Below are 25,370 nucleotides of genomic sequence, written 5' to 3'. Positions count from 1 at the left end.
AGTATGGAACCACTTCACTACACATCAAGAGAGATGTTTTCTTCTACAGAACTAATAAGAAAAAACAAAATGATATTTGATAAGTTATCAAAAAAAGAGATAGATAAAGCCGTAATCCTTAGGGATGGGAAACCAAGTTTTATGTTGTTGGCATTCGATGAATACGAAAAACTTATGAATGAGTATCTGAGTTTAAAAGCCAATGGCAAAAACAAAGAAGAAAAAATTAGTTTAGAAAAGAAAGTTACAAAATATAATGAAGAGATTAAAATTGAAGAGAAAGTAATCGAAAAAGAGATAGGTGAAGAGGAGCTTGCAAATGCTCTTGAAGAGATTGAGAATTTAGATTTAGATTATATGGACGAAAAAATTGAAAAAACTACAAAAGATGAAAAAGAACCACTAAAGGAGTTTTGGGAATAGATGATTGATGTATTAGTAATAGGTTCAGGCGGAGCTGGGCTTACTGCTGCACTAAAAGCAAAAGAGTTAGGAAGTAAAGTACTAGTTGTCTCAAAGACCTACCCTACTCATTCTCAAACTTGCCAAGCTCAAGGTGGAATTAATGCAGTACTCAAAGAGGATCAACAAGATAGTGTAGAAAACTATATTAACGATACCTATAAAGCTAGTCACAAACTAGGGAAAATTGAAAATATTAAATTCTTTTGTGAAAAATCAAAAGAGACTATAACTTGGCTTGATAGTATTGGTGTTCCTTTTAGTAGAGATGAAAATGCAAATATTGCACAAAGAAAATTTGGTGGGACAAAAGCCAAAAGAACCTGCTATAGCTCAGATTATACAGGACTTAAAATCCTTCATACCCTATATGATCAATCTATTAAAAACAGCATAGATTTTTTAAATGAACATATACTTTTAGAACTTCTTGTAAAAGATTCAAAAGTAAATGGAGCAATATTTCTAAATATAGAGAACTCTAAAATAATTCAAATAGAGGCAAAAAGCATAATTCTTGCAACAGGTGGTTATTCTGGAGTTTACCATCAATATACAACAAACTCTTACTCTTCTACAGGAGATGGTATTGCAGCTGCTTATAGAGCTGGAGCAAAACTTTCAAATATGGAATTTATCCAATTTCACCCTACTTCACTTGAAGGGAAAAACATACTAATAAGCGAAAGTGCCAGAGGAGAAGGGGGTTATTTAGTTGACTCAAAAGAGCAAAGATTTATTGATGAATTAAGACCAAGGGATGAAGTTGCAAGGGCAATCTATAAAAAGCAGCATCAAGGAGATAAAATATACTTAGACCTAAGACATTTAGGTTTAGAAAAAATTGAAGCTGTAATGCCACAAGAGAGAAAACTTGTTTATGATTTTATGAAACTAAAAATGGAAAAAGATTTGATTCCTGTAAGCCCTTCAGCACACTATACAATGGGTGGAATACTAACAACAATAGATGCAAAAACTACACTAGAAAATCTTTATGCTTGTGGAGAGTGTGCACAAAGTGGTATTCATGGAGCAAATAGATTAGGAGGAAACTCTTTATTGGAAATAGTCACTTTTGGTAAAATTGCTGGAGAAAATGCAGCAAAGAACTCAAAAAATAAAGAGACAGTTGAAGTTGAAAAAATAAGAGTTCAAGAGATAAAAAAAGAGATTGAAGAGATATTAAAAAAAGAGTGTAAAACCTCATTTTATAGTACAAAAAATGAGCTTGGGAAACTATTTTTTAACAATGTAGGATTATTTAGAGAAAAAAAGAAAATGCAAAAGGCTCTAGATTATCTTGAAAATAAAAAAGAAGAAATTGAAAATCTTGGTGTAGCTGATAAAAGTAAAATACATAATAAAAACCTAATTGAATTATTAGAATTTAAAAATATCTATCTTATAGCTCAACTGATAGTAAAATCTGCTCTAAAAAGAGAAGAGAGCCGAGGCGCACACTATAGAGTTGACTTTGAAAATGAAAAAGAGGCATTTGATAAAATCTCCATATCTATAAAAAAAGAAGAGAATATAGAGATCCTTTTTGAGGAGATTGTATGAAAATTAAAATCAAAAGATACAATAAAGAAAAAAATGAACAAACAACAATTGAAGAGTATTCTGTAAATCACAATGAGACAATACTAAACTCTTTAATAGAAGTAAAAACTAAATATGACAATAGTTTAGGTTTTAGATGTGGCTGTAAAAGTGGAGTTTGTGGAAGTTGTGCCATAAGAGTTAATGGGGTAGAGAAATTAGCTTGTAAAACTCACTTGGAAGATGAAGATTTAATTGAACCAATAAAAAACACAGAAGTTTTAAAAGATTTGATTGTTTCACTACATCATGAAGAGAGCTTACTCAAAATAGGTCACACATTTTTAAATAGTAATAGTTTAGAAACTATTACTAAAGAAGATGAAAAAAAGATTGATAGACAAAGTAACTGCATCTTATGTCAAAGCTGTTATAGCTCTTGCCCTGTTTATGAAGTAAATAAAGAGTTTTTAGGCCCTTATACCTTGACTAGAGCTCTAAGATATGTGAATGATAAAAAAGAGTCAGCACCCCTTGAAATATTAAAAAATATTCAAACTAATGGTATATGGGATTGTACTTTATGTGGATATTGTACTATAGCCTGTCCTCAGTTTATTGACCCCAAAAGCGATATTATGAGTTTAAGAATGAAATCAGTACAAAATGGCTTTGAAGATAAATCTTTAAGTGCTTTTAATAGTAGTTTTGATTTAGGTTTTAATAATGATTTTGGATTCAATCCAAATGGCTTCTAAGAAGCTCCTAAGAGCTTCTTAAATATTATCTTTTAGATAAAAATAATCTGACATTTCAGACCAAGGTCTAAGTTTTTTTTGATAAGCCTCTTGAGAATCTAAAACCTCTTTCATTTCAGGAGAACTAGCTTTCATCTCTTCTCTTAATTCTGCATTTGCTTTTTTTAGTGCATCCATTATAGGTTTTGGAAAAGTTCTAACTTTGATATCAGGATACTCTTTTTTCATTCTTTCCCATGCAAGTGCATTTAAATCATAATTATTAATGTACATATCATATGCAGCAATTTTCATTGCAGCTTTAAGTACATTCTGAAGATGCACAGGAAGTTTATCGAAAACTTTTCTGTTGATTACAAATTGCATTTCAGTTCCTGGTTCATGCCATCCTGTGTAGTAATAAGGTGCAACTTTATGAAATCCCATAACAAAGTCCATAGATGGGCTAACCCACTCAAGAGCATCAATAGTATTTCTCTCTAAAGAGGTATATAACTCTCCAGGATTGATTGTAACAGCTTGAACTCCAAGTTTTGCCATAACTTCACCAGCAAACCCAGGGATTCTCATCTTAAGACCTTTTAAATCATCAAGAGTATTAATCTCTTTTCTAAACCATCCACCCATTTGAACACCAGTGTTTCCACCAGGGAAAGAGTACACACCATGTTTTTCAAACACTTTTTGCGCTAGCTCCATACCTCCGTCATTATAAAACCAAGCATATAGTTCTTGAGCTGTCATACCAAAAGGCATTGAAGAGAAAGGAAGAACTGCAATATCTTTACCTTTCCAATAATATGATGCTGTATGTGCAATATCATATTGACCACCCTTTACCATATCCAAAACACCAAAAGGTGACTTATGTTTATTTGAAGCATCAATTCTAATCTTAATTTGACCATTAGATAACTCTTCAGCAAGTTTTGCCATATGTTCTGCTGTATCAATAAGCGGATGTTGTGTTGATGTCCACGTGGTAGCCATCGTCAATTTATAAACTTTTTGTGCATAAGTGAAACTACACAATAGTGTTATAATGAATGTTAATTTAAAAAATAGTTTCATATTATTCCTTTTAAATATAATTATTAAAAATGCAACATAAGTTACAATTTAACAAAGTGCAAATTTTATCATAAATGATTTTAATTTTTTTACCAAAAAGTAGGAGAAAATAGGGGAATAGATAAAATGGTGGCCGTAACTGGACTTGAACCAGCGACCAACACCATGTCAAGGTGTCACTCTACCACTGAGTTATACGACCATTTATATATTTAAATCATGCAGTTCTTTAAAAAGAAATGCCTCAACTATTTCATCAATGCTTCTTTGTTTAGGAGCAACCAAAACAGCGATATTCTCTTCAATAAATTGCCATACATACTCTTGTTCATTGATTACAACAACTGTTTCTACCCAAGCTTCAATTGCAGATCTATCTGCATAAAATTTGCAATTTATTATTTGCCCTTCATCAAGTTCAATAAATGCCCAATATTTTGCAGCATCAAGAGTAGTTAAAAGTGCTTCATGTCTTTTATTACAATCAACAGGTATAAGTAAATTCATTTTTTTCCTTATTAGACTCTATTAAAAATATCAATATAAACATTGATTATCATTAAAAAGATATATTATTATATATTTTTAGAACTTATTAAAATATTATATGTGACAAGAATTACTTCTTTTTACATATAAACCTTTTTATACCATTTAGAAAAAATAAAAAGTGACCATAAGTGTTGTTTGAATTTTCTAGATTTTGAAAGCTCATATATCTGTTTTAAATACTCAACATTAAAAAACTCTGTTTGGCTATTAACCTCTAAAATAGTCTTTAAAATATCATCTTTATACTCTTCATGAATCCACTCATTAAAAGGGGAATTAAAACCTTTTTTTGTTCTATTTATTATAATTTGAGGTATATATTTTGAAGCTATCTTTTTTAGTAAATACTTATTTGTATCCCCTACTTTTATCTTTGAATCAATTGAAAATACATAATCCACAAGTCTATAATCTAAAAATGGTGTTCTAACTTCCAAAGAGTTTCTCATTGAGATTCTATCAACTTTACTCAAAAGGGATTCTCCCAGCCAAACTTTAAGGTCTGTATAACTCATCCAATCAACGGGGTCACTTTTTGGAGTAGGATTTTTAAAAGTTGGTACTTTTTTAAATAATCTCTTTTTTTGGATATCTGTAAAAATCTCCCCAAAAGAGTTATATAGATTCTCTTTTTTGATTATTCTTCTTAGATATTCACTCTCTTTGGTATTATTTTGCAAAGCACCTATAATGGAATCTAAAAAACTATTTTGTTCAAGATTTAAACTCTTTTCAAACTCATAATATTTTAAAAACTTTGCATAATTGTCATAACCCAAAAAGAGTTCATCACTGCCCTCTCCGCTTAAAACAGTTTTTATCCCCATATTATGAATTTTTCTAGTTAAAATATTAAGTGGAATTGCTGCACTATCCCCATGGGGCTGCTCAAGAGCCTCTAAAGTATCTTCAAAATACTCTATAAAATCTTTTTTCCCAATTGTTACTGCTGTATGATTTGAGTTTATATGAGTTGCTGTAATTTGTGCAAAATCCAGCTCACAATAGTTTTTATATTCATCATATCCTATACTAAAGGTATTTATTTTTTTTGATGAGAGTTTTGAGTATAAAGAGGAGATTAATGAACTATCAATTCCACCACTAAGTAAAGTTCCAACCTCAACATCAGAAACCAATCTTGATTCAACACTCTTTATTAAAAGCTTTTCAATGCCCTTTAAAGCCTCTTCTTCATTTTTTATAGCTTTATATGTATTTATCTTATAAAATCGCTTTATAGTCAATTCTTTTGCATTTAAAAGCATATAACTTGAAGACTCTAAAGAGAAAATATCTTTATAGAAACTATTTTCGTTTAATGGAACAAAATATTGCATGTATTGTGAAAGTGCAACTTTATTTATATTTGGAGTTTTTCCTAAAATTTTTATAATTGAGTTTATTGAACTAGAAAAAATAAATTTGTTATCCTTAAAATAGTAAAAAAAAGGTTTTTTACCATATCTATCCCTAGCACAAAAAAAAGATTTTTTTTTGATATCATAGATACAAAAAGCAAACATTCCATTTAGTTTATTTAAAAAATCAACCCCATATTTTTGATAAAGTCTAATTAAAACTTCTGTATCAGAAGAGGTATTACAAATTAATTGCTCACTTTTTATTAACTCTTTATAGTTATAGATTTCTCCATTAAAAACAATTAAAATATCATCAAAAATCATTGGTTGATTAGCTTCATCATCCAAATCAATAATTGATAATCTTGTATGACCAAAAAGATTACCATCAATTTCAACTGATTTTGAAAAATCTGGACCTCTATTGTTTAAGTTTTCCAAGGCCTCTTTAAAACTATTAGTATGAAAATTTGTACCTAATATTCCGCACATTTTACAATCCAAAAAACTTATTTACAATTTGAATATAAAAATAGATAAAAAATACAAAAGCAAAGGTACTAACTAAAATAGAAAATGTTGTATCTATTGGTTTACAATTATATAAAGATGCAAAATTTACATTATTAACTGCCAAAGGAACTGATAGTTCTAAAAATATAATAACCCCAACAAAAGGATCAATATCAAATAAAAAGATTACAAAAATCCCTATAAAAGGTAATATTATATGTTTAAAAAAAACAATATTTAAAGAAAGTTTCCAATTTGCAGCTTTTATTTTAACTTGAGAGATAAACATTCCAAAAAGTACAAGTTGCATAACTATTGCAGCATAAGCTCCCATTGTAAATAGTTTTTCAAAATCTGCATCTAACTTAAATCCCAAATAATTATATGCCAAAGCTAAAAAAGCTGAATGAATTGCAGGGATTCTAATAATCTCTTTTAAAGAGTGTTTAAAATTAAATTTGTCTCCCGCAAAAAAATAAACAGAGAAAATATAGATAAAAAATACATTAGCAATATTTAAAATAGAAGTATAAGGAACACTAGCTTCTCCAAAAAGTGCTATTCCAAGAGGTATTCCTAAATTACCAGTATTTCCAACTAATGAAGAAGCTAAAAAAATTGATTTATCTTGTTTATCACTTTTAAATATAGTTTTAGAATAAAGTAATGCCAAAAATAGAACTAAAAAAATTGCACAAAAATAGATTAGAGGGGAGATAAAAAGTTCTTTATTAATATTAACCCTTGTAAGTCCCCAGAATATCAAAATAGGTTGTAAAAAATATAGATTTAATAAAACAAAACTTCTCTCTTTTACTTCATCTTTAAATACTTTCTTGTAAATAAATCCAACAATTATAAAAAGATATATGGTTGCTACGGAGATTAATGCTTCGATAATAATTCCTTTAAAAAAAGGAATTTTATCATATTGTTGTTTTGTTTAGCTTTTAAGAGATCATAAAACCTTTTATCATAAAGAAAATACATGCAGATAAAAAAGCTGCTGCAGGAACAGTTATAACCCAAGCAGCAATAATTTTTTTAATTGCATCTCTTTTAACATATTTAACTCTTTTGGCGCTTTTAAACTCTCTTTTATCTTGTCTTACCTCTTCAATCTTTTCATCAATTGCTTTATATAGTTCAGCAATTCTTACATAATCTGATTTACTTTTTTTCTCTAGTTTCTCTAGCCTTTTAAGCTCCTCTTCATAGGTATCTAAAACTTTTTTATCTTTTTTAAATTTTGCTCTTGTATCACTAATAAATTTTGCTTCAGTAGAATCAAGCCACTCCCTTAAAAACCCTACTCCAAATACTCCACCAACTGCAATGTGAGTTGAAGATACAGGAAGCCCTAATTGACTTGCAAGAATAACAGTAATAGATGCTGCCATAGCTATAGAAAAAGCTCTAACTTGGTCTAACTCAGTAATTTCCGAACCAACTGTTTTTATAAGTCTTGGTCCATAAAGAGCCAATCCCACAGAGATACCAATAGCTCCAACAGCCATAACCCAAAATGGAATTCCAACTTTTGATGAAATTTCATGACTCATTACTGCATCATTTATAGCCGCAAGTGGACCAATTGCATTAGCAACATCGTTTGCACCATGGGCAAAAGAGAGCAGTGCAGCTGAAAAAACTAAAGGAATTGTAAATAGTTTATTTACACCTTCTCTGTTGTTATTGATATTTTCAGAAGCTTTAGCAATTATTGGTTTTACTGAAACATAAACTACTATTGCAATGATTAATCCAATTATTGAAGCTGCAAAAAAATCAAGTTTTATAAGATGTGCAAGACCTTTTAGAATAATATATGTAGAAAAAGCCCATGTCATAATTGCAATTAAAATAGGAACAAATTTCTTAGCAGAGGTTTTTAAATCATCTTTATACATGATTTTTTTCTTTATAAAGAAAAGAAATGCCGCGGCAATTATTCCACCCATAATTGGTGAAATAACCCAAGATACTGCAATTTTTCCCATTGTTCCCCAAGATACAATAGAAAATCCAGCTGCTGCAATTCCTGCTCCCATTACTCCACCAACTATTGAGTGAGTTGTTGAAACAGGTGCCCCAACAGATGTAGCAAAATTAAGCCATAGAGCAGCAGATAATAGTGCTGCTGTCATTGCCCATATAAAAATCTCTGGACTTGTGATAAGTGCTGGATCAATAATCCCTTTTTTTATTGTCTTAACAACATCACCACCTGCAATAAATGCACCTGCTGCTTCAAAAACAGCAGCGATAATTATTGCCCACATTAGAGTCATTGCTTTTGAACCAACTGCAGGACCCACATTGTTTGCAACATCATTTGCACCTATATTCATTGCCATATATGCACCAAATACTGCACCAATAATCAAAAATGTATTATTGTGCATATCCCCGTGAGATGCATAACTCCAAAGAAATACAATAACCACAAAAAGAAGTGCTAGAGAGAACTTTGCAAAGGATGGAAGTGTTTTTTCAGCAGCCTTATCTATCTTATCTAATGTTTTAATATCCAAGTTTAGCCTTTTGTAACTAGTTTGTAACTATAATTTTTTATGATTATATTGGATTTTTATTTACTTACTCTTTAAAAAAGCTTAAAAAATATATTACTAAAATAGTTAATATATAAGTTTTCTCTATAAAATATATATAAAAAAATCAAAAAATATGCTAGAATTTTCTAAAATACTTGACAAAAAGATTTTTTTTCATTAGAATAGTAATAAAATATAGAGTTTATAAATAAAATAAGGAGATTTAAATGAGTATCACAATACTTACTGAAAAAAACTCTCCTAAAATCTCTAAAGTAAAAAAAGAGTTTAACATATTTAGAGTTATTGCTATGAAAAAAGGCAACTTAAATATAATTGAATTTTTCAATAAAGATGGAGCTTTTAGAGGTTTTGGAAGAGATACTAAAGCAGCTTATAAAAGAGCTAAAAGAGCTTTAAAAAACTACTATAAGTAGCAGTCGAGGGTTTTACCCTCTTCTACTTTGTCTTCTATTTCCTGAAGGATTTCTTCTTCTGTTATTGTTATTTCTATCTCTGAAATTACCACTACCTCTTCTATTTGCTTTGCCATTATCTTCTCTTGATCTTTTTAAAAGCTTTTCAATATCATTTTGAGATTTACCAATATTGTTATTACCTTTAACATAAGTATCATTAGTTAATAAAGATGCCAATTTGTGAGCTATTGTTTCTAAATCATACTCTTCTGATAAACTTTCAACTAAATTTACTCCAGAATCATAAACTTTTTGTTCACAGATTTTGCTTTTTAAAGAGTTTGTTTTTTTCTCTTTTACTGAGCTAATATTTGGTATAACTTTTGCTTCTAGTTTTCCACCTGTATCACTTTGAATCTTTTTTATCATTCTAAATTCATGGGGAGTAACAATAGAAACAGCCATACCGTCTTTTCCTGCTCTTCCTGTTCTTCCTATTCTATGAACATAAGACTCTGAATCAAATGGAAGATGATAGTTAAATACGTGAGAAACATCATTTACATCAAGACCTCTTGCAGCAACATCAGTTGCAATAAGAATCTCTAATTTTCCTTTTTTGAAAGAGTTAATAACCTCTTCCCTTTGTCTTTGTTCCATATCTCCATGAAGACCTTTAGCAGAAAAACCTTGAGATACTAAAAAAGTAGATAATCTATCAACCTCTTTTTTTGTTCTACAGAAAATTATAGATTTTTCAGGGTTTTTGAAATCATATAATCTAATTAAAGCATCATCTCTCTCATGCTCTTCTACAACATAAAAAGTTTGTGTAATCTTAGAGTTTGTAATTTCAGATTGAGTTATTGTAATAAATTCAGGTTCTATTAGAATTGATTTTGCCAAAGCTTTGATTGCACTTGGCATTGTCGCAGAGAAGAGAAGTGTTTGTCTCTCTTTTGGCATAAAAGTAAATATCTCTTTTATATCATCTAAGAATCCCATATCAAGCATCTCATCTGCTTCATCTAATACAACAAATTTTGGTGCAATCTTAATTTTTTCATCTCTTAGTAGATCTAAAAATCTTCCAGGAGTTGCAACTATAATACCTGCATTATCAATGTGTTTTAACTGTCTTGAGTAAGATTGCCCACCATAAACAGTAGCAGTATTGATTGAAAGGTTTTTTGCAAATCTAAATAGCTCATCTGATACTTGCATCGCAAGTTCTCTTGTTGGAACTATTACAACTGCCTCTACACTTCCATTTCCATCCAACATATTAATAAGTGGTAATCCAAAAGCAGCAGTTTTCCCTGTACCAGTGTGAGCTTGTCCAACGATATCTTTTCCCGATAAGATAACTGGAATTGCATCTCTTTGAATAGGGCTTGGTTCTTTAAAACCGGCATCGAAAATCGATTTTTGTAACTTTTCTTTAAAGTCGAAATCTTTAAAAGTCATTAGTTTCCTTAATTTTAGTTAATTAATATACACTCTTACAAACATTCATTCATAGAAAGTAGTAAATTAAAACTGATTCAAACGGATAACAGGGCTAATATCGATACTTTAAGTAAATAGTGTATAAGTTGCGGATTGTATCTTAATTTAGCTAAATTTAAGCTTTCATAAAAAAAGTAGAGCTGAACGCCCTACTTTATATTTTAGAGATCATCTAAATTTTTGTAGTTTTCTAGATATTTTGTGTCGTAATTATTTGAGATAAAATCTTTATTTTCCATCATTTTTTTATGGAAAGGAATAGTTGTTTTGATACCCTCTACTTCAAACTCATTTAGAGCTCTTTTCATAATATTAATAGCTTTATTTCTATCTCTTCCCCAAACAATAAGTTTTCCTATCATTGAGTCATAATATGGAGGAACAATATATCCTGTATAAACATGAGAATCTACTCTAACATTTCTTCCACCTGGAACAAACCATTGGTCAACTCTTCCAGGGCAAGGTAAAAATGTATTTGGATCTTCTGCTGTAATTCTAACTTCTATTGCATGACCATTAAATTGGATGTCTTTTTGCTCTGGAAGTTTTTCACCCTCAGCTACTTTAATCATCCACTCAATAATATCAAGTCCTGATACCATTTCTGAAACAGGATGTTCAACTTGAAGTCTAGTATTCATCTCCATAAAATAGATATTTTGTTTATCATCTGCAAGAAACTCAAATGTACCAGCACCTTCATATTTTAGATATTTAGTTGCTTTAACCGCAACATCATGAAGTTTTGCTCTTGTTTCATCATTTAACAAAATTGCAGGAGATTCCTCAATAACTTTTTGGTGTCTTCTTTGTAAAGAACAATCTCTTTCACCAATATGAATTGCATTTCCATGGGAGTCACCAAGAACTTGAACTTCAATATGTCTTGGTTTATTAATAAATCTTTCAAGATACATTGATCCATCACCAAAAGCAGCAAGAGCTTCAGAAGATGCAGCCATAAAGAGTTGCTCAAAATCAGCTTCACTTTTTATAAGTCTCATTCCTCTTCCACCACCACCAGCAGCAGCTTTTGCCATAATTGGATAACCAATCTCTTTAGCAACTCTTTTACCCTCTTCTACTGAACTAATAGTACCTTCTGATCCTGGAACAACTGGAACCCCTGCTCTTACCATCTCTGTTTTTGCTTTTGATTTATCAGCCATTTTTTCCATTACTTCAACAGATGGACCAATAAATTTTATTCCATGAAGTCTGCAAATTTCTACAAAATCTTGGTTCTCTGAGAGGAAACCATATCCAGGAAAAATTGCATCACAACCAGTAATCTCTGCTGCTGTGATTATTGCAGGAATATTAAGATATGAATCTATAGATTTTACATCTCCAATACAAATTGCTTCATCAGCATGCTTTAAATAAGCTGCATTTCTATCTCCTGTAGAGTAGATTGCAACTGACTTTTTACCCATTTCTCTAATAGTTCTAATAGCTCTTTGAACTATTTCACCCCTATTAGCGATTAATATTTTTTTGATTTCAGCCATAATTAAATCTTTGTTATAGTTTTTCTACTTGAAATATTGGCATATCATACTCTACAGGAGATCCATTTTCAACCAATACTTTTGTAATTTTACAATCAAACTCTGCTTCAACTTCATTCATGATTTTCATTGCTTCAAGGATACACAATGTTTGACCTTTTTTAACAGTATCACCCTCTTTTACAAATGATTGAGCTTCTGGAGATGGTGAACTATAAAAAGTTCCAACCATTGGAGAATTGATTGTTTCACCCAGAATAGCAGGTGCAGCTTCTGATGAAATTGGTGCTGCAATTGGAGCAGCAGCAACTTGTGCAGGCGCAGAATAAGAAACAGGAGCAGCAACAACAGTTCCACCCTCAAAACCCCTTTGCATTGAGATCTCAAATTCACCCTCTTTTACTTTTAGCTTATTTAATTCACTTTTATCAAATACCCTTATTAACTCTTTAATCTCTTTAAAATCCATGTCAAACCTCTTTTAATAAATTTCGGGAATATTACCATAATTTTTGTTATAAATTCTTTTATCAAATTTAAAAAAAATGGTTTTTCGGAACAATTTTTATCAAAAATTACTAAAAATTTGAGTAAAATTGATAAAAATCTTTAAAAAATCAAGATTTTATATTTTAGTAATTTTTATACAATTAAAAAGAAATTATTATGAAACTTTTCAAGGAAGAAAATGATTAGCGATTTAAACTTTATAAACATTGCCCATGAGATAGCAAGCGCATCAAAATGTGTTTCTAAACAAGTTGGTGCAGTTATAGTAAAAGATGGTAGAATCTTATCAACAGGATACAATGGAACCCCCTCAGGATATATAAATTGTAGTGATTATTGGAATGGTGAGTATACAAAAGAGCACCATGAATGGTCTAAAACTTATGAAATTCATGCAGAGATGAATGCTCTAATTTGGGCAGCAAGGAAAGGTATTTGTATCGAAAATGCAACAATTTATGTTACTTTGGAACCTTGTAGTGAATGTTCAAAAAACCTAATTGCTGCTGGAATAAAAAGAATTGTATATGATATTCCATATGAACACACAAACTCAGAAGTGGTATCAAAGTTTATAAAAGATAACGGAGTAACAATAGAACAAGTAAAGAGATAAAATATAAATCCTTGAACTCTTCTATTATAAAAATAAATATCATAAGAATCTCATATTAAAATAATAGAATAGCTCAATATGATTATTTCCAAGGAGAATAATAGATGAAAATTGGGCTATTTATCCCCTGTTTTATGAATGAGTTATATCCAAAAAGCTGCATTGCAACACTAAAACTGCTAAAAAGTTTAAACCTTGATGTTGAATATCCAGAGGAACAAACCTGTTGTGGACAACCTATGGCAAATGCAGGTTGTGCAAAAGATATAAAAACATTGGCTTACAAATTTGTTTCTACATTTAGTAAATATGATTATATTGTAGCACCTTCTGGTTCTTGTGTAACTATGGTAAAAGAACATTATAAAGATTTTTTCCATGAAGATGATGAAGAATACAATAAAACAAAAACTTCCATTTATGAGATTTGTGAATTTTTACATGATATTATGAAAATAACTAAACTAGATGTAAAGTTTCCATATAAAGTGGGACTCCACAACTCTTGTCATGGACATAGAGCATTGAAGTTAGGAACTGCTAGCGAACTTAATATCCCATATAACAATAAATTAAGAAATCTTTTAAATCTTGTTGAAGGTATAGAAATTGTTGATTTAAAAAGGGAAGATGAATGTTGTGGTTTTGGAGGAACATTTTGTGTAACCCAAGAGGATGTTTCAGTTGCAATGGGGAAAGATAGAATAAATGATCACCTAGATTCCTATGCACAATTTATAACAGGAGCAGATATGTCATGTCTTATGCACCTAGAAGGGATTATCAATAGAGATAAAAGCCCACTAAAAGTTGTTCATATAACAGAGATTCTTGCAGGAGAGGTACAATGAGTATACATAACCATCCTAAAAAAGCAAAAGAGTTTGTTTCAAATGATGAGAGAATGCATTGGCACGACAAAGCTTTATGGTTTGTAAGGGAAAAAAGAGATAAAGCTTCAAAATCGATACCTGAATGGGAAAAACTAAGGGAATATGCCCAACAAATAAAAACTCATACCATGGCAAACTTAGATAAATACCTCCTTGAGTTTGAAGAAAATGCTACAAAAAGAGGAATTAAAGTACATTTTGCGAAAGATGCAAAAGAGCATAATGAAATCGTTTACAATATTTTAAAAGAACATCAAGTTAAAAAAGTGGTTAAATCAAAATCAATGTTAACAGAAGAGTGCCATTTAAATCCATTCTTAGAAAAAAAAGGCATTGAAGTGGTGGACACAGATTTAGGAGAGAGGATTGTTCAATTTAGAAAAGAGCCCCCTTCTCATATAGTGCTTCCTGCAATTCACTTAAAAAAAGAGGATGTGGCAAAAACTTTTCACAAAGAGCTTGGAACAGATGAAAATAACAGTGATCCCACATATTTAACAAGAGCTGCAAGGGAACATTTAAGAGGAAAATTTTTAGAAGCTGATGCAGGAATCACTGGAGTAAATTTTGCAATTGCAAATACTGGTGGAGTTGTTGTTTGTACAAATGAGGGGAATGCAGATATGGGTTCCTCTTTACCTAAACTTCATATTGCTTGTATGGGAATAGAAAAAATTATCCCAAGATTACAAGATTTGAGTATTTTTACAAGGCTTCTTGCAAGAAGCGCCACAGGGCAACCCATTACAACGTACACTTCTCACTATCATGGAGCAATTGAAAATGGTGAGATGCATATAGTAATAGTTGATAATAATCGAGCCAATTTTTTATCTTCAAATAAATACAAAAAAGCTTTAAATTGTATTAGATGTGGTGCATGTATGAATACCTGCCCCGTTTATAGAAGAAGTGGTGGTCACTCTTATGATTATGTTATCCCTGGACCAATAGGTTCATCTTTAGCAACATTTAGAGATCCAAAATTACACAAAACTTTGAGTTTCGCTTGTAGTTTATGTGGATCATGTTCTAATGTTTGCCCTGTAAAAATAGATCTAGATTCACAACTTTATAATCATAGACAAGATCTATATGAAAAAAATATCATTTCGACAAAAAAAAGAGTTGTTATGAAACTTAGTGTATGGGTGCTAAATAGCCCCATTCTATTTTCAATTTTGGGAAAAATCACTAGAAAAATAGTCCCTTTGATTCCAAAAAAAATCATCTACAATAGATTTAATATTTGGGGAAAACAAAGAGATATTCCTAATATGCCAACAAAAAGTTTTAAAGAACTTTATAAAGAAGGATCTATAGATGTCAAGTAAAGAAAAAATATTAAAAGAGATAAGAAAAAACAATCTTGCAAAAGATATGGGTTTACCAGCATATATTAATTTCGGTATTAAATTTGAGAATCCCTATAAAACTTTTTGTGAAATGATTCAAAGTGTTGGAGGAGATGCTATTTGTATAAAAGAAGAATCCCTTTATGACACTATTAAAAAGTTATATCCAAATGAAAACAATATAGCTTCCAATCTTGAAGAATTGAAAGAAAAGTTTCTTGATACAAATTTAGAAAATGATCCCCACAACTTAAACACAGTTGATTTAGCAATTGTAAAAGGAGAATTTGCAGTGGCAGAAAATGGTGCTGTTTGGGTAAGTAATAAAAGCAATAGGCATAGAGCATTATATTTTATAGCTCAAAATATCATACTTGTGGTAAAAAAAGAGGATATAGTAAATAATATGCACGAAGCCTATGAAAAAATCGATTTTGATGATTTAACTTATGGGGTTTTTGTAAGTGGTCCTTCAAAAACAGCAGATATTGAACAATCACTTGTAATTGGTGCCCATGGACCAAAATCTGGATATGTGATTTTTCTTGAATAATGCTATAATTGACCCAAAAGGTTAATATGAAAAAAATTACAGTTCTTTTCTTGCTTTTTCTTAGTTTTACCTATCTATACGGTAAAGAGGTTCTATTTCTTAACTCCTATCATAAAGGTTACAAATGGAGTGATGATATTATACAAGAGGTAGAAAAAAAATTAAAACCTCTAAAAGATGTAGAGCTTACAGTTTTTTATATGGATACAAAAAGAATAATGACCCCATCATACATAGAAAAACTTGCAAGCCTTTATGAAGAACAATTAAAAAATAGAAAATTTGATTTGGTTATAGCTAGTGATAATAGTGCTTTTGAATTTGTTTTAGAGCAAAAAAACAGACTTTTTAAAAATACCCCTATACTTTTTTGTGGAATAAATAACTTTGATAAAACCCTTATTGAAAAAAGTATTTTTAAAGATGAAATTAGTGGGATAGAAGAACAAGTAGATTTGGAAAAAAATTTTGAACTAATATTAGATTTACAACCTGAATTAAAAAACCTACTTATTATAAATGATAAATCAAAAACAGGTCTTGCCATGAAAAAAGACCTAGAATCAATCATAAAAAAATACTCTAAAAGATTAAACATCGAATATATTGATAATATGGATATAGATCATCTAAAAAATAAGATAAGTAACTTAAAAAAAGACACAGCAATTCTTTTGGTACTTTTGTTTAAAGATGGAACAGGAAAATATTTCACCTATAAAAATGGTGTTCAGCAAATAAGAGCAGTAAGTCACGTACCAATCTATGGATTATGGGACTTTTATCTTGATTATGGTGTTTTAGGTGGCCTTGTGACCTCTGCAATTGCACAAGGTGAAGCTGTAGGAGATATGGCAATTAGAGTTTTAAATGGAACACCTATAAAAGAGATACCTATAGTTGAAAAATCTCCAAATAAATATCTTTTTGATTATAACGAAATAAAAAGATTTGATTTAGATGTTGATGGGATTGGAAGAGATTATGAGATTATAAATGAACCCTATAGTTTTATAAAAGCCCACACAAAAATAGCTGTAATTGCACTAACAATCATAGCAATACTTCTTATTATGATTTTTTCCATGAGAGCAAATATAAGAAGAAGAATAGTTGTGGAAAAAGCCCTTCAAAACAGAATAAAGTTTGACAAAGTTTTAGTTGATACTCTTCCAAATCCAATCTATTATAAAAATAAAGATGGGAAATTTTTAGGTTGTAATAGAGCTTTTTCAGAACTTTTAAATATTTCGAAAAGTGAGGTTATAGGAAAAACTGCAAAAGATTTTTTCTCTTTGGAGATTGCTTTAAAGAATCAACAAATAGATCAAGAACTATTAAAAACATTAGGAACAAATAGTTCTGAGATGACTCTTCATACCCCTGATAATCACATGAAACATATCATTATAAATAAAGCAGTATATCTAAACAATGATGGTTCAATTGGAGGAATTGTTTGTGTAATGGATGATATTACAGAGAGGATGCAACAAAAACAGTTTCTTATTCAACAATCAAAACTAGCAGAGATGGGAGATATGGTAGCAGCAATTGCCCACCAATGGAATGAACCCCTTGTTGAACTTTCAGCTCAAGTACAAGATATACAAACCTCTTTTTTATTAAATGAGCTTAAAGGAGCACAGGTAAAAGAGTTTGTAAATGATTCAATGGTACAGCTAAAATATATGTCAAAAACCCTAAGTGACTTTAGAAACTTTTTAAAACCCTCTACAAAAAAGACTCTTTTTTCAATAAGAAAAGCCTTTGAAGAGATTTTTGAAATTTTAGGTAAACAGATATATTATTCAAATATCAATCTAAAATTTAATTATGACTACAAAAGTGATGAACTATTAATATATGGTTATGAAAATGAGTTTAAACAAGTATTACTCAATCTAATCAATAATGCAAAAAATAAAATAATTGAAAAAAACTCTATAGAGAAGTACAATCTAATCATAAATATCCTTTATTGTGAAAACTTTACTACAATAGAGATTATTGATGATGGGGGAAATATTGATGAGAATATTGTGGATAAGATCTTTGAACCCTATTTTACTACCAAAAAAGATGGAACAGGCTTTGGTTTATATATGGCAAAAGTTATAATTGAAGATAAAATGGGTGGAATAATAACTGCACAAAACAGAGATAAATATGTAGTTTTTACAATCAAAATGCCTCATAGAAAGGAATAAAATGAAAATATTACTTCTTGAAGATAATAAAAAACTAAATAGTACAATCAAAAAAAGGCTTGAGTTAAAAGGGTATAAAATATCTAGCTTTATAGATGGTCAAGAGGCATTAGATAATATAACTGAGGGTTTTAGTTGTTTTATTTTGGATATAAATGTTCCAAATATAGATGGGATAACAATTTTAAAAAAGATAAGAACCTATTATAGTGATGTTCCTATAATCATAATAAGTGCAACGGTTGAACTTGATATGATAAAAGATGCTTATGATTTGGGTTGTAGTGAATATCTTAAAAAACCTTTTTTTATTGATGAGCTTGAGATAAAAATAGAAAAACTTTGTCAGATTAAAGATGAAAAAATAATATTTGATGAAAACTGTTTTTTTGATTATAAGTCTTCAACTATCTCTATAGATAATGAACTTATTAGATTAACAAAAAAAGAGAGGCTACTTATGAATCTTTTTTTAACTAAAAAAAATCAAGTGATTACCTATAATGCCATAGAAAACTATGTCTGGGAAGGTTCTTTTGCCTCAATTGATTCTATTAGAAGTTTAGTTAGACGGCTAAGAAAAAATTTAAAAAAAGAGTATATAGAAACTGTTGTTGATACTGGTTACATTTTTACCTGTATATAATAAAAGAGAATCAATTTCATTTTAAAATAAAAAATATCATATCTTTTTCATTTGGTATCGTTACAATCTACTTTGAGAGACAAAACGAAAAGGAGATCACAATGAAAATGTTTGGTAAATCTACTAAACTGCTTCTTGCTGCTGCATTAATTGCAGGACTGGGAACAGAAGCACTAGCAAAAAAAGTTTACAAATGGAAACTAGCAACTACATGGGGACCAACTCTACACCCTTTTATTGATGCCCCTACAAAAATGGCAAAAATGGTTGAAGAGATGTCAGATGGAAGACTAATAATTAGAGTAGATGCTGCAAATAAGCATAAAGCTCCTCTTGGTGTATTTGATATGGTTAAAGGTGGTCAATATGAGATGGGTCACTCTGCATCATATTATTGGAAAGGTAAAGATATTAATACCCTACCATTTTCTACAATGCCTTTTGGTATGACTACACCTGAACAATACTCTTGGTTCTACTATGGTGGAGGTATGGAATTAATGGAAAAAGTTTATAAAAAACATAATCTATTATCATTCCCAGGAGGAAGCTCTGGAAACCAAATGGGTGGTTGGTTTAGAAAAGAGATCAAAACTGTTGATGACCTAAAGGGACTTAAAATGAGAATACCAGGATTTGCTGGTGAGATCATGGCAAAACTAGGATTAACTGTTACAAATATTGCTCCAGGTGAATTATATACTTCACTTGAGAGAGGAACAATTGATGCACTAGAATGGGTTGGACCAGGTATGGATATCAATATGGGATTCCATAAAATTGCTCCTTATTACTATACAGGATGGCATGAACCAGGATTAGATTTACAATTTTTAATCAACGAAAAAGCTTTTGAAAAATTGCCAAAAGATCTACAAGAGATTTTAGTTGTTGCAATGAAAGCAAGTGCTTTTGATATGTATCTGCAAAACTATCATATGAGTGCAGAAGCGTGGGCTTCAATTGAAAAAGATTATCCAAATATTAAAATTGAAACTTTCCCTAAAGCAGTTATGGATGCTATGAAAAAAGCGAATACTGAATTAAGAAAAGAGATGACAGCAAATGATCCTTTATTAAAAGAGATTTTAGATTCTCAAGAGGCTTATCAAAAGAAAGTTAGAAAATGGACAGAGATGTCTGATTATATCTACTTAAAAGATAACCTATAGCATATTCCCCCTTAAGGGGGTTTACTATATACTAAATAAGCAATATAAATGTAATTTTATTATATTTATCTTACTTATTAAAAAATATCCAAAGGACGTTTTATGTTGTTGAAATTAGAGCGTGGTTTCGATAAATTTGCAAATTTTATTGGAACAATCACAGCTATAGCAATGGTACTTATGATATTAAATGTATTTTATGATGTAGTTATGAGATACTTTTTTAAGTCAGGCTCTATTGCGATGCAAGAGATGGAGTGGCACCTATTCTCTGTTATTATTCTTATTGGTATTGCCTATACCTTAAAAGAGGATGGTCATGTAAGGGTTGACCTTATTTATGACAAATTAACACCTAGAAAAAAAGCAATGATTAATATGATTGGTTCTATTATTTTTATTTTACCTATTGCAATTTTAGTAGGGCTTAGTTCAATTGACAATGCAGTTGAAGCTTTTCATTCAATGGAACAAAGTGGTGATCCAGGAGGGTTACCTTATAGATGGATTGTAAAATCACTTATACCTTTATCATTTTTACTTTTGATTATCACTACAGTTGGTTTTTTTATTAAAAATCTAAATGTATATAAAGGGATTAGTGAAGAGTCAAGTAATTACAACTTAAAAGAAGATATGCAACACCTAAAATGCGATTTAGAAGAGCATAGATTTCATATTGTAAATATAGATGGTAAAGAAGATGAAGAACAGGAGAGTAAAAAATGATTGGTATAGTGATGTTCTTTACAGCACTTTTTATGCTGATTATTGGTTTCCCTGTTGCTTTTACTTTTGCTGCTGTTTCTGTATTTTTTGGGATACTTGCAGGATTTATTGAAGTTTTCTCTAATGCAGATCAAAGTGATGCAATAATTTCACTAATCCAAAGTGGATGGAGTGAAGGTATCTCAATGTTTGATTATATGCCATTTAGAATCTTTGCTATTCAACAAAGTACTATCCTTATGGCAATTCCTATGTTCATCTTTATGGGAATTATTTTGCAAAAAACTGGTCTTGCTGAAAAACTTCTTGAATCTATGGGATTTTTATTTGGAGAGATTAGAGGTGGAGTTGCCATATCAACAGTATTAGTTGGAACTTTACTAGCTGCTTCAACAGGAGTTGTTGGAGCTTCAGTTGTTGCTATGGGAGTTATTTCTCTTCCTGTTATGTTAAAGTATAAGTATAAGACAGAACTTGCTGCCGGAACAATTTGTGCTTCTGGAACACTTGGGCAGATTATTCCGCCTTCAATTGTATTGATTATCTTAGGGGATGTTTTTCAAGTTCCTGTTGGTGACCTTTTTAAAGCAGCACTTACACCAGGACTTGCCTTAGTTGGTGCATATATTATTTTTATTTTAATAGTCTCATATCTAAATAAAAATTTAGCTCCTGCAATTCCTGCTGATCCAAGTAGAGGGACAAAGAAAAAACAAGTTTTAAGAGCTTTAGTTGATATTATCCCTTCACTAACACTAATTATTTTAGTTTTAGGTTCTATTTTTGAAGGGGTGGCAACTCCAACAGAATCAGCTGCAGTTGGTTGTTTAGGTGCAGTTTTATTAGCTTTGATATATAAAACTTTTTCTATATCAATGGTAAAAGAAGCCTCTTTAGAAGCAGTTAAAATCACCTCTATGGTATTTGGTATCCTAATTGGGGCGACTGCATTTTCTATGGTGTTCTCATATACAGGTGGTGATGAAATAGTTGAACATATCATGTTAAGTCTTCCAGGTGATGGGAAATGGACTTTTGTAATATTTACTATGATTGCCATATTATTTCTTGGTTTCTTTATTGATTTTATTGAGATTTCATATATTATTATCCCAATTTTATTGCCTGTTGCAGAAACTCTTGGGATAAATCCAATTTGGTTTGCAATTTTAATTGCTATGAATTTACAAACCTCATTTTTAACCCCACCTTTTGGTTTTTCTCTCTTTTATCTAAAGGGATGTGCTCCAGCAGGAGTAACCACTGCTCAAATATATAGGGGAGTTATCCCATTTATTCTAATACAGATTATTGTATTAGCAATTGTTGCCTTCTTCCCAGAAATTTTTGGAATGACTTCAGATATGTAAGGGAAAAAATGTCACACTGTCTAGCTTTAATTAATAATATAATATTTCGACAGTGTGATATAATGTACTCGTTTATAAACGATCCTCAACAAAGAATATATACTGTTCCTAGGCTTGAATAATAAACATTTATAAATTCACAATTTAAAAATTATTTAAAGGATTTAAAATGTTAGAAGGAAAATATCAAGACTTCTATAATCAAATTTCAATAGTTATTGATAAAAATAAAATTTTTACAGATAAGTTGCATACTTTAGCATATGGTACAGATGCCTCTTTTTATAGACTTATTCCAAAAATTGTTATAAAAACAGATACATCAAAAGAGGTAGAAGAGATACTAAATCTTGCAAATAAGTTAGAACTTAGTGTTACTTTTAGAGCAGCTGGAACCTCTTTGTCAGGGCAAGCAATTAGTGACTCTATTTTAATAGTAACTTCTAGAAACTTTAGGGGTTTTAAAGTTTCACCCAATAAAGAATATATCTCTTTACAACCTGCATTAACAGGGCAAGAAGCAAACAATATTTTAGCAGCTTATTCAAAAAAAATTGGACCAGATCCTGCTAGTATAAACTCTGCCATGATTGGAGGAATTGCTGCAAATAATGCTTCAGGAATGTGCTGTGGGATTTCACAAAACTCATATAAAACTCTAAAATCTATGAAACTTATTTTTGTAGATGGAACAAAACTTGATACAGCAGATGAAAAAAGTAAAGACGAATTTAGAATTACTCATGGAGAGTTTTTAGAAGAGCTGAAAAAAATCTCTAATGAGACTAAAAAAGATGAAGAGTTAAGAGCAAAAATTGAGAAAAAGTTTAAAATAAAAAATACCTGTGGTTACTCTTTAAATGCTTTAATAGATTTTGAAGATGAGTTTGAAATCCTTCAACATCTAATAATAGGAAGTGAAGGAACTTTAGCTTTTATTGAGGAGATAACCTATGAAACAGTAGAAGATTTAAAAGATAAAGCAAGTGCCCTAATCTACTTTAAAAATGTTGAAGAAGCCTGTAAAGCAGTTACAAAACTAAAACTTGCAAGGGATGCAAAAAAGATTGTTGTTGATGCCGTTGAACTTATGGACAGAGCAGGATTAAAAAGTATTGAAAATGATCCAGCTATGCCAGAGTTTATTAAAGATTTTGATAAAGAGGTTACCGCTTTACTTATTGAGACAAGAGCAATAAGTGACAAAGCTTTAGACAAACAGATTAAACAATTAGAGAAACTTCTTAAAGAATTTGAAGTTGTAAGAGATATCTATTTTACAAAAGATGTTGCAGAGTACACAATGTATTGGAAAATAAGAAAAGGTCTTTTCCCTGCAGTTGGAGCTGTAAGAAAAACAGGAACAACTGTAATTATTGAAGATGTGGCTTATCCAATAGAGGTTTTGGCACAAGCTACTTTAGAACTACAAGAGTTATTTAAAAAACATAATTATACAGAAGCCCTTATTTTTGGGCATGCCCTAGAAGGAAATTTCCACTTTGTTTTTACCCAAGACTTTTCAATAGAAGAGGAGGTTAAAAGATATGATTCTTTTATGAATGATGTGGTAAATCAAGTTGCTGTAAAATACCAAGGAAGCTTAAAAGCAGAACATGGTACAGGAAGAAATATGGCAGCTTTCATTGAAGTAGAGTGGGGGAAAACTGCCTATATTATGATGAAAAGAATCAAAAGTTTATTTGACCCTAAAAACCTTTTAAATCCTGGTGTAATAATTAATGATGACAAAGAGGCACACCTTAAAAATCTAAAAGCACTACCAGCAACTAATGAGTTAGTTGATAAATGTATTGAGTGTGGTTTTTGTGAACCAACCTGCCCTTCAAACGATTTAACTTTAACTCCTAGACAAAGAATTGTAGTAAATAGAGAGATATCAAGACTTCAAGAAGCAGGAGAATATGAAGAGGCAAAAGAGTACTTAAAACTCTATCAATATGATGGTTTGGAGACCTGTGCCGCTTGTTCTTTATGTTCAACTGCCTGTCCTGTAAAAATTGATACGGGAAGTTTGACAAAATATCTAAGAGCAGAACAAATCTCTCCAAGAGCAGATAAAATAGCAACTGCAATTGCAAATAATTACAAAGCTACACTACAAGGTATGAGGATAGGATTAAAAGGGGTAAATTTAGTTCATAAAATACTTGGTACTTCTAGTTTAGAAGCTATTGCTTCCACTTTTAGAGATTGGTCAAGAGGAACCCTTCCAAAATGGACTCCATACTTGCCAAAAGGTATAAATATTAATACTAGATTTGAGCAGCAAGTATTAGAGAAAAAAGTTGTCTATTTTCCTTCTTGTATAAATAGAAGTATGGGAAGAAATAGTAAATCTACAGTTGATGAAGAACTTTTTGATTTAACAGTAAAACTTCTAAAAAAAGCTGGGTTTCAAATAATATTCCCAGAAGAGATGGATAAACTTTGTTGTGGTATGCCATTTTCATCTAAAGGGTACAAAGATCAAGGAAAAATAAAATCTGATGAGTTGGAAGAGGCTTTGAAAAAAGCAAGCAAACAAGGAGATTATCCTATTTTATGTGATATGAGTCCATGTACAAAAACAATGATTGGAAATTTTGGTTCAAGATTAAAAATTTATGAACCAATTGAGTTTGCCCTTGAACACCTAACAAAAGAGTTAGAGTTTACAAAAATTGATGAACCAATTACTATACATACAACTTGTAGCTCAAGAAAAATGGGACTTCATGAGAAATTTATTGAGTTAGCAAATATGTGCTCAACAAAAGTTATAGTACCTCAAAATGTAAAATGTTGTGGGTTTGCAGGAGATAGAGGTTTTACCTATCCTGAATTAAATGATTCTGCCCTTAGATTTTTAAAAGAAGAGACAAAAGAGGCTAAATATGCTTTTTCTACTTCTAAAACTTGTGAGATTGGTCTTAGTGAACACTCAAACTTGGATTATAACTCTATTTTTTATCTAATAGACAAAGTTACAAAAAGAAAAAATCACTAATTCCTTTTTATAAAACAGATATTTACTATTTATTTGGTAAAATA

At 30.5% G+C, this 25,370-nt stretch carries 22 protein-coding genes and 1 tRNA gene; 14 read left to right on the top strand and 9 right to left on the bottom strand.

All coding sequences use genetic code 11. The features are described from left to right. Positions 1–3: 3 nt before the first annotated feature. Genes AEBR_RS00835 through AEBR_RS00825 form a run of 3 tightly spaced genes read left to right on the top strand, consistent with a single transcriptional unit; the run spans position 4 to position 2,765 of the window. A complete protein-coding gene (locus tag AEBR_RS00835; RefSeq protein WP_129086045.1) occupies positions 4–423 on the top strand; it encodes a hypothetical protein in 420 nt (139 codons plus the stop codon). Further along, positions 424–2,028, top strand: coding sequence for an FAD-binding protein (locus tag AEBR_RS00830; protein ID WP_129086044.1), 1,605 nt, complete (start codon positions 424–426; stop codon positions 2,026–2,028). After that, the gene (locus tag AEBR_RS00825) at positions 2,025–2,765 is read left to right on the top strand and encodes a succinate dehydrogenase/fumarate reductase iron-sulfur subunit (RefSeq protein WP_129086043.1); all 741 of its coding nucleotides are present in this window, start codon (positions 2,025–2,027) and stop codon (positions 2,763–2,765) included. The genes AEBR_RS00830 and AEBR_RS00825 overlap by 4 nt, the downstream gene beginning before the upstream one ends. A gap of 18 nt (positions 2,766–2,783) precedes the next feature. Here AEBR_RS00825 and AEBR_RS00820 read toward each other — a convergent pair whose 3' ends face one another. The 6 genes from AEBR_RS00820 to AEBR_RS00795 form a co-directional block, all read right to left on the bottom strand. After that, positions 2,784–3,836 carry a TRAP transporter substrate-binding protein gene (locus AEBR_RS00820; protein WP_129086042.1) on the bottom strand — a complete coding sequence of 351 codons (1,053 nt, stop codon included), beginning with the start codon at positions 3,834–3,836 and terminating at the stop codon, positions 2,784–2,786. Positions 3,837–3,963: 127 nt separating this feature from the next. Then, positions 3,964–4,038 (bottom strand) — tRNA-Val (locus tag AEBR_RS00815). A 2-nt stretch (positions 4,039–4,040) separates the two neighbouring features. Further along, a complete protein-coding gene (locus tag AEBR_RS00810; protein WP_128980595.1) occupies positions 4,041–4,343 on the bottom strand; it encodes a hypothetical protein in 303 nt (100 codons plus the stop codon). A gap of 122 nt (positions 4,344–4,465) precedes the next feature. Next, positions 4,466–6,244 carry an asparagine synthase (glutamine-hydrolyzing) gene (gene asnB / locus AEBR_RS00805; RefSeq protein ID WP_129086041.1) on the bottom strand — a complete coding sequence of 593 codons (1,779 nt, stop codon included), beginning with the start codon at positions 6,242–6,244 and terminating at the stop codon, positions 4,466–4,468. 1 nt (position 6,245) lies between these two features. Beyond that, positions 6,246–7,151, bottom strand: coding sequence for an AEC family transporter (locus AEBR_RS00800; protein ID WP_228720444.1), 906 nt, complete (start codon positions 7,149–7,151; stop codon positions 6,246–6,248). A 64-nt stretch (positions 7,152–7,215) separates the two neighbouring features. After that, complete coding sequence (locus AEBR_RS00795; RefSeq protein WP_129086039.1) at positions 7,216–8,799, bottom strand: inorganic phosphate transporter; 1,584 nt, start codon at positions 8,797–8,799, stop codon at positions 7,216–7,218. Between the two features lie 248 nt (positions 8,800–9,047). Between AEBR_RS00795 and AEBR_RS00790 the strand changes: the two genes are divergently transcribed. Then, positions 9,048–9,257, top strand: coding sequence for a hypothetical protein (locus AEBR_RS00790; RefSeq protein ID WP_128980587.1), 210 nt, complete (start codon positions 9,048–9,050; stop codon positions 9,255–9,257). A 12-nt stretch (positions 9,258–9,269) separates the two neighbouring features. Here the strand turns inward: AEBR_RS00790 and AEBR_RS00785 are convergent, their stop codons facing one another. The 3 genes from AEBR_RS00785 to accB all read right to left on the bottom strand — a co-directional run bounded on the left by AEBR_RS00785 (position 9,270) and on the right by accB (position 12,731). Continuing rightward, positions 9,270–10,706 carry a DEAD/DEAH box helicase gene (locus AEBR_RS00785; RefSeq protein ID WP_129086038.1) on the bottom strand — a complete coding sequence of 479 codons (1,437 nt, stop codon included), beginning with the start codon at positions 10,704–10,706 and terminating at the stop codon, positions 9,270–9,272. A gap of 203 nt (positions 10,707–10,909) precedes the next feature. Next, on the bottom strand, positions 10,910–12,262 hold the full coding sequence (locus AEBR_RS00780) for an acetyl-CoA carboxylase biotin carboxylase subunit (protein WP_128980583.1): 1,353 nt from the start codon (positions 12,260–12,262) through the stop codon (positions 10,910–10,912). A 13-nt stretch (positions 12,263–12,275) separates the two neighbouring features. Next, positions 12,276–12,731 (bottom strand): acetyl-CoA carboxylase biotin carboxyl carrier protein, encoded by a 456-nt coding sequence (accB, locus tag AEBR_RS00775; RefSeq protein ID WP_129086037.1) that lies wholly within the window; start codon positions 12,729–12,731, stop codon positions 12,276–12,278. Positions 12,732–12,950: 219 nt separating this feature from the next. Here accB and AEBR_RS00770 point away from each other — a divergent pair, with 219 nt between their 5' ends. From AEBR_RS00770 to AEBR_RS00725, 10 genes are all read left to right on the top strand, one after another. Next, positions 12,951–13,388: a deoxycytidylate deaminase gene (locus tag AEBR_RS00770; protein WP_129086036.1), complete on the top strand. Its 438-nt coding sequence runs from the start codon at positions 12,951–12,953 to the stop codon at positions 13,386–13,388. Between the two features lie 104 nt (positions 13,389–13,492). Beyond that, on the top strand, positions 13,493–14,239 hold the full coding sequence (locus AEBR_RS00765) for a (Fe-S)-binding protein (RefSeq protein ID WP_129086035.1): 747 nt from the start codon (positions 13,493–13,495) through the stop codon (positions 14,237–14,239). After that, positions 14,236–15,615 carry a lactate utilization protein B gene (locus tag AEBR_RS00760; RefSeq protein ID WP_129086034.1) on the top strand — a complete coding sequence of 460 codons (1,380 nt, stop codon included), beginning with the start codon at positions 14,236–14,238 and terminating at the stop codon, positions 15,613–15,615. Before AEBR_RS00765 ends, AEBR_RS00760 begins: the two co-directional genes overlap by 4 nt. Next, entirely contained in the window at positions 15,605–16,189 is a 585-nt protein-coding gene (locus AEBR_RS00755; RefSeq protein WP_129086033.1) for a LutC/YkgG family protein, read from the top strand. Before AEBR_RS00760 ends, AEBR_RS00755 begins: the two co-directional genes overlap by 11 nt. A gap of 26 nt (positions 16,190–16,215) precedes the next feature. Continuing rightward, positions 16,216–18,399: an ABC transporter substrate binding protein gene (locus AEBR_RS00750; protein ID WP_129086032.1), complete on the top strand. Its 2,184-nt coding sequence runs from the start codon at positions 16,216–16,218 to the stop codon at positions 18,397–18,399. 1 nt (position 18,400) lies between these two features. Beyond that, entirely contained in the window at positions 18,401–19,045 is a 645-nt protein-coding gene (locus tag AEBR_RS00745) for a response regulator transcription factor (RefSeq protein WP_129086031.1), read from the top strand. A 101-nt stretch (positions 19,046–19,146) separates the two neighbouring features. Further along, positions 19,147–20,217: a TRAP transporter substrate-binding protein gene (locus AEBR_RS00740; protein ID WP_129086030.1), complete on the top strand. Its 1,071-nt coding sequence runs from the start codon at positions 19,147–19,149 to the stop codon at positions 20,215–20,217. Between the two features lie 102 nt (positions 20,218–20,319). Beyond that, a complete protein-coding gene (locus tag AEBR_RS00735; protein ID WP_172658828.1) occupies positions 20,320–20,946 on the top strand; it encodes a TRAP transporter small permease subunit in 627 nt (208 codons plus the stop codon). Continuing rightward, positions 20,943–22,316, top strand: coding sequence for a TRAP transporter large permease (locus AEBR_RS00730; RefSeq protein WP_129086029.1), 1,374 nt, complete (start codon positions 20,943–20,945; stop codon positions 22,314–22,316). The genes AEBR_RS00735 and AEBR_RS00730 overlap by 4 nt, the downstream gene beginning before the upstream one ends. Positions 22,317–22,485: 169 nt before the next feature. Beyond that, positions 22,486–25,326, top strand: coding sequence for an FAD-binding and (Fe-S)-binding domain-containing protein (locus tag AEBR_RS00725; RefSeq protein ID WP_129086028.1), 2,841 nt, complete (start codon positions 22,486–22,488; stop codon positions 25,324–25,326). The last annotated feature ends 44 nt before the right edge of the window (positions 25,327–25,370 follow it).

Source organism: Halarcobacter ebronensis (assembly GCF_013201825.1).
GTDB classification, from domain to species: domain Bacteria; phylum Campylobacterota; class Campylobacteria; order Campylobacterales; family Arcobacteraceae; genus Halarcobacter; species Halarcobacter ebronensis.
Note: the sequence above shows the minus strand (reverse complement) of the source record. Positions and strands in the feature narration are given on the sequence as shown.

Excerpts from the sequence above, each read along its gene's own strand:
- AEBR_RS00755 (WP_129086033.1), top strand. The coding sequence starts at position 15,605 with ATGTCAAGTAAAGAAAAAATATTAAAAGAGATAAGAAAAAACAATCTT.
- AEBR_RS00730 (WP_129086029.1), top strand. The coding sequence starts at position 20,943 with ATGATTGGTATAGTGATGTTCTTTACAGCACTTTTTATGCTGATTATT.
- AEBR_RS00760 (WP_129086034.1), top strand. The coding sequence starts at position 14,236 with ATGAGTATACATAACCATCCTAAAAAAGCAAAAGAGTTTGTTTCAAAT.
- asnB (WP_129086041.1), bottom strand. The coding sequence starts at position 6,244 with ATGTGCGGAATATTAGGTACAAATTTTCATACTAATAGTTTTAAAGAG.
- AEBR_RS00830 (WP_129086044.1), top strand. The coding sequence starts at position 424 with ATGATTGATGTATTAGTAATAGGTTCAGGCGGAGCTGGGCTTACTGCT.
- AEBR_RS00785 (WP_129086038.1), bottom strand. The coding sequence starts at position 10,706 with ATGACTTTTAAAGATTTCGACTTTAAAGAAAAGTTACAAAAATCGATT.
- AEBR_RS00825 (WP_129086043.1), top strand. The coding sequence starts at position 2,025 with ATGAAAATTAAAATCAAAAGATACAATAAAGAAAAAAATGAACAAACA.
- AEBR_RS00725 (WP_129086028.1), top strand. The coding sequence starts at position 22,486 with ATGTTAGAAGGAAAATATCAAGACTTCTATAATCAAATTTCAATAGTT.
- AEBR_RS00740 (WP_129086030.1), top strand. The coding sequence starts at position 19,147 with ATGAAAATGTTTGGTAAATCTACTAAACTGCTTCTTGCTGCTGCATTA.
- AEBR_RS00750 (WP_129086032.1), top strand. The coding sequence starts at position 16,216 with ATGAAAAAAATTACAGTTCTTTTCTTGCTTTTTCTTAGTTTTACCTAT.
- AEBR_RS00790 (WP_128980587.1), top strand. The coding sequence starts at position 9,048 with ATGAGTATCACAATACTTACTGAAAAAAACTCTCCTAAAATCTCTAAA.
- AEBR_RS00835 (WP_129086045.1), top strand. The coding sequence starts at position 4 with ATGGAACCACTTCACTACACATCAAGAGAGATGTTTTCTTCTACAGAA.
- accB (WP_129086037.1), bottom strand. The coding sequence starts at position 12,731 with ATGGATTTTAAAGAGATTAAAGAGTTAATAAGGGTATTTGATAAAAGT.
- AEBR_RS00745 (WP_129086031.1), top strand. The coding sequence starts at position 18,401 with ATGAAAATATTACTTCTTGAAGATAATAAAAAACTAAATAGTACAATC.
- AEBR_RS00820 (WP_129086042.1), bottom strand. The coding sequence starts at position 3,836 with ATGAAACTATTTTTTAAATTAACATTCATTATAACACTATTGTGTAGT.
- AEBR_RS00770 (WP_129086036.1), top strand. The coding sequence starts at position 12,951 with ATGATTAGCGATTTAAACTTTATAAACATTGCCCATGAGATAGCAAGC.
- AEBR_RS00810 (WP_128980595.1), bottom strand. The coding sequence starts at position 4,343 with ATGAATTTACTTATACCTGTTGATTGTAATAAAAGACATGAAGCACTT.
- AEBR_RS00765 (WP_129086035.1), top strand. The coding sequence starts at position 13,493 with ATGAAAATTGGGCTATTTATCCCCTGTTTTATGAATGAGTTATATCCA.
- AEBR_RS00735 (WP_172658828.1), top strand. The coding sequence starts at position 20,320 with ATGTTGTTGAAATTAGAGCGTGGTTTCGATAAATTTGCAAATTTTATT.
- AEBR_RS00780 (WP_128980583.1), bottom strand. The coding sequence starts at position 12,262 with ATGGCTGAAATCAAAAAAATATTAATCGCTAATAGGGGTGAAATAGTT.